Annotated in this window: 3 protein-coding genes; all 3 read right to left on the reverse strand. The window is 51.8% G+C overall.

Annotation, left to right across the window (positions count from 1 at the left end; translation table 11 throughout):
- Positions 1 to 73: 73 nt before the first annotated feature.
- The 3 genes from RMSM_RS14335 to RMSM_RS14345 all read right to left on the reverse strand — a co-directional run bounded on the left by RMSM_RS14335 (position 74) and on the right by RMSM_RS14345 (position 4,041).
- Entirely contained in the window at positions 74 to 1,399 is a 1,326-nt protein-coding gene (locus RMSM_RS14335; protein ID WP_144057645.1) for a hypothetical protein, read from the reverse strand.
- Positions 1,400 to 2,158: 759 nt separating this feature from the next.
- Positions 2,159 to 3,058, reverse strand: a complete 900-nt coding sequence (locus RMSM_RS14340) for a hypothetical protein (protein ID WP_008697291.1) — start codon at positions 3,056 to 3,058, stop codon at positions 2,159 to 2,161.
- 50 nt (positions 3,059 to 3,108) lie between these two features.
- A complete protein-coding gene (locus RMSM_RS14345) occupies positions 3,109 to 4,041 on the reverse strand; it encodes a glycosyltransferase family 4 protein (protein ID WP_008697293.1) in 933 nt (310 codons plus the stop codon).
- Positions 4,042 to 4,645: the final 604 nt, after the last annotated feature.

The raw sequence follows: 4,645 nt of genomic DNA on the forward strand, positions 1-4,645 counted from the left end.
AGAAGGTAAATTCACAGTGGAAATAACGTCGGTCGAGGAAGAGGGCAGAGTCGCAAGCACATAAAGGAAATCGCTAATCCGTGGTCAACGAAAAATGGTGGATGCGAAATCCCATGGTTGCCCGTTTGGACAGCAATGTGGAAGGAGTGGGTTGGGTACTGAGTTGAATGCGAATGACAAGAGATCCATAATCCGAAATCGACTTGTTCACCCAATCAGGTGGAAGTAAGAGATTGAGTGTCTGTCGCTGCTTGATAAGTTCATGTGCCGCCTCTGTTGCTCCGACGTCAAGGGTCAGCCAAAACGAGTCGCTAGTAGGAGGGCTCAGTTCGACTTTGAGCATCGTCGCTTGTTGCGTTGGGCGAAGGGGGATCGCAACTACCATCGGGGCGCCGCCCATCTGGACGAACTGCCCCGTCGTAGGGTCCGTTTGCACCGACGCTCCTGAATGTTTTGACGCCAGCGTTTCCAGAGGAATGGTGTACACGCTGTCGTTGAGGTCGACCACAGATGTCAGCTTAAAACTGCCGTCGAATTTTTGGCTTGAATCCACTCGTGGCTGCGACGCTACTTCAATACTCGTGAGTTGATGAGGTTCATCCCGGTCGAGAAAATGTTGAATGGTGCGTTGCTTTCCAAAAAAGATGCTTAGGTTGTCGGGCACGACGACATTGAGTTGGTCTTTTCGCCACTGGTTGGCCTGCCCCGTCATGAGGATCCAGTCGTTTGCAGGATCCGGCGATTGGAAATAGATCCAACTGTCGGCAGGCAATTGGACATGGCCGTTTTGTAAATCCAGATTTCGTCCCTGCATAGGGCGATAGCCGGTGTCAGAGATCCAGCGGTCATGGTGAATTGGTTTGGCGGCCACGACTAGCAAAGTGACGCAGCAGACCGTTGCGGCGATCCATTCCGCTTTTTGATTCAGGAAGCATTGTAGAACGCTTGTGAATAAGCAGATATTGAGAAAGACCATCGCATAATTGATGAACGCGTTGAATGCGAACATTTCGCCATCCATCATGCATCCCCACTTGAGCGTCAAGATCTGGGCAAGGATGGAGATCAATAGCAAGCTGCTGGTCCATCTCAGCCAGCGAAGCGATGCGGTTCGACGTTTCCAAGCCAAGCCTAGCCCGGCTAGCGTCAACAGCATGACGACAAGCCAACCGCTGTAAATCCACGGAAACGAGCTCAGCAGATCGACAAGCTCATCGGACTCGGGTGCGTCGTGGAAATCCCAATATCGATAAAATTGCAAGTAGTAGTTTAGTGATTGTTCGAGGGTGTGGTCCGGTTCATCGTGAGAGCGAATGTGTGAGAGAATGCGAGCGAGATTGCTGTCGCGTAATTTCAGCCAATCGGCAAATAATGGGATTAGGAAGGGGATCGTAATCAAGGCGCTCGCGGCGACGTCTCTTTGCCACAATGCATTCCGCACTCGGGTCCAATGTGTGGCTTTTAGCGAAGAGGGCGATGGGCGTTGCCAATAAATGACAGCGGCAATCGCGACTGCCGTTAGTGGAAGAACGAAGAGCGGTTGCGCTACATGTCCGTGGATACAAAAGCATGCCGAAAGAACAAACAACCATAGCCACTGTCGACTTCCAGCGACGATCGACGCGATGGATAGTAGCAGGCACAAAAATGGCATGAGCAACTGATGAGGTGGCCAGATGCTAATGAACGCTTGTTCGCAAAGTTGAAAATGAATGAAGCTCAGGCAGGCAATAATCAAGACAGGTTTCCAACGCCGTGCATGGGTGTAGATCACACAAACCGAAAGAGACCAGAACGCAGTCTGAAACAACATTCCCGTGAACAGCTGCGCATTGTGTTCCTGAGGGCAGATGCCCAGCGCGTAGTGGAAAATAAGCTGGCCAATTGCATAAACATAAAAGAACGCCGGCCCAGGGTGAGAAAACTCCCACCGTGAATAGTTGCCGTAGATCTCTTGCAGCCTCATTGCGTCAGCGATCTGAAGGCTGTTGGCTGCGAAATCCCCATCTTCGAATATCGGAATGACGAAGTAGTGTTGGAATCCGCTGAAGGTAAGGACCGCAGCGGCCAACAGGAAGCAGCAGAAAAAACATCGCCAGTAAGACGGGTAGCAAGATGGATTGAGTTTGGGGCGAAGTTCAGTCATGTTGTAACCGAATCAGTTCGCTGGCCGGTCAAGGATTTCTCGGCGATGAGACCGGTGGTGAATCAGTGGGTAGCGTGAAGGTTCGTAATGATTTTCCGCCGTGTAGGGAGGTAGGAAGTGGTCTCCTGCGAGGTCTTCGCGGACGAAAAATGCGTTGGTTCCTGTGAAGTCGCAGCCGACCAATCGGTATCCTTGCTGATGCCCTAGTAATTCGAGCGCCTTCAAACTTGCTCCGTAATTTTGGGTTCCATCCCACGTCCTTGTTGGCGAGTAGTTCGCTTTCCAGTCGATGTAGGGAGGGACGGTCGCGTTGTATTCGATTGCAACAACACGCGGCCGATATGCCGCAAGCGCTTCCCATACGTAGTAGGTGTTTTGGTCAATGTCGAGAGACAGAAAATCAAATTCTGTTGGGATGCCTGCCGCTGTGAATAATTCAGTGGCGTTCTCTCGCGTTACCATCGCCGTGATTGTTTTTAAATCGTTTGGGGTGATATCGTCGCGATGCTCGATCGTTTGCTTCATCGCGGTACCGCCGTCAATCCAGTAACCCGTCCATCCGCAGGCGACCAAGAATGCGGTGTTACTCTCGCGTCCATCTTGTAAGCCGATCTCGACAAAACATTTTGATTCGCTGCCAATTCGCCGAAAAATTTCAGCGATCATTCCGTCTTCACCGTTCTGCGAGTTGACTTGTGCGGCAAAGCTCAGCAGGCGTTTGGGGTCGCTAAAACGCTCATTCGAGGACCATTCATTCTCAATGCATCGAATCGCTTCGGTTTTTCGCATCGATGCAACCTCTTGGCGAACGTCTTGCAGGACTCCCGAGATTTCACGAAGCGTCTCGTAGATCAGGATTTGGTGCCGCAGTCCTGGCAGGCGAATAGCAATTTTTCCGAGAATATTTCTCATGATCGTTTCACCTGGGGGCGTCTTGCGTTGAGGTTGCGAAAGGGAGCGGGCTATTCTATCGACTCGATCGCACGTTGATAAGCATTTACCGTCATCTGGCCACATTGTTGCCAACTAAAACGTTGTGCCCGTTCCAAGCCGGCAGCGGATAGAGAACGACGCAAATCGTGGTCTGCGTAAACTCGTGTCATGGCGTCGCCCAGATCGTCCGGTTGCTCGGCATCAATCAGAATGCCGGCATCGCCAACCACCTCGGGCAATGACGAGTTATCCGAGCAGATGACTGGCGTGCCGCACTGCATGGCTTCTAATGGGGGAAGCCCAAAGCCTTCGTAAAGTGACGGGTAAACAAATGCGATCGCGTCGCTGTAGAGCGGAGCCAAGTCTTCTTCATCCACCTTTCCCGGTGTCAATATGTTCTGGTTCCCCGATTTCGCGAGGTATTGGATCAGCGAATCGATTTTCCAGCCCTTGGCTCCTACCAGGACGAGGTAGGTGTCTTTGTCGAGTTGGTTGAGGATTTGCTCAAAAACCGTGACCAGATGCCGAAGGTTTTTTCGCGGTTCGAGGGTGCAGACACTGAGGAAGTATTGAGCATTGAGCGGGATGTTCAATTTCTTGCGGACTTGCTCGATTTGCTGGGTGTCGGTGCAACGCGCGAAGTGCTCGGCTGCCGCTAGCGGCGTGACCACAGCGTGATCGGGATGCAGTGTGTCGCAGAACTGAAGCAGATCGTTGCGAGTGTTTTGTGAGTTGCAGATGATCCAGTCACGCTTCGTTAATTGGTCCAGTGTTTGTCGCTGGGTCATCGCAATCGCAGGATCAAACAGCTCCGGAAATTTGAGCGGAATCAAGTCATGTACGGTTAGAAATCGAACAGGACGCGGCAGCGAGAAATCGAGTTTAGGAAAGGAGTGAAACGGGCTATGGATGATGTCCGCGTTTTTCAGGTTTCGCTGTGAGAAAGTTGCAGTTTGTTGCATCCTCTTGCATGGCTCGATGAGTGGACGTACCAGGGGGTAGGCATGAGTCGAGGCGAGATACTGTACCGGACCTGCAACGAAGTCCACGCATCGGCGCTTCATCAGCGATGCTGTTATCGGTCTTTGTAAGCTTGGGTCGCACTGAAGAGCGTCAAGCACGTCCCAGGTGTGGTCTGGATTGCCGTAGGGAGTCCAGCTGAGATCGAGGTCGGGTTGTTGGATCAGGAAGCGAGCGAGTCGATCCACGTAGCGAAAAACACCCGTACGGGAATGGGGGTGTGCATGAGCGGCTCCGAGAACGGAAATGTCAAACAGGACACGAAGATTCATTGCGAGGTCACGCGACATGGATGTTGGTTGCCGACTGGTTGAGCAGTGTCACGCAGCGTAAGAGGACGTTTTGAGAGTGTTTTTCGAGGCCGTTGAGGCATACGTGGGGATTCAGCGTCGACATGCTTTGCCGAAAAGCATACTGCCGCTGATAAAATTCTAGTTGCCAAGGTTATTGGTGGACAAAACATTCTGTTTTCGTGATCAGCGGTTTTGAATTGCGTCTTTGTAAGCCTGTACGGTTAATTCACCGCATCGTTGCCACGTAAACTTT

This window comes from Rhodopirellula maiorica SM1, assembly GCF_000346295.1.
GTDB classification, from domain to species: domain Bacteria; phylum Planctomycetota; class Planctomycetia; order Pirellulales; family Pirellulaceae; genus Novipirellula; species Novipirellula maiorica.

What these genes read in the sequence shown, in the direction of transcription:
- RMSM_RS14340 (WP_008697291.1), bottom strand. Translation starts at nt 3,058, where the DNA reads ATGAGAAATATTCTCGGAAAAATTGCTATTCGCCTGCCAGGACTGCGG.
- RMSM_RS14345 (WP_008697293.1), bottom strand. Translation starts at nt 4,041, where the DNA reads ATGCAACAAACTGCAACTTTCTCACAGCGAAACCTGAAAAACGCGGAC.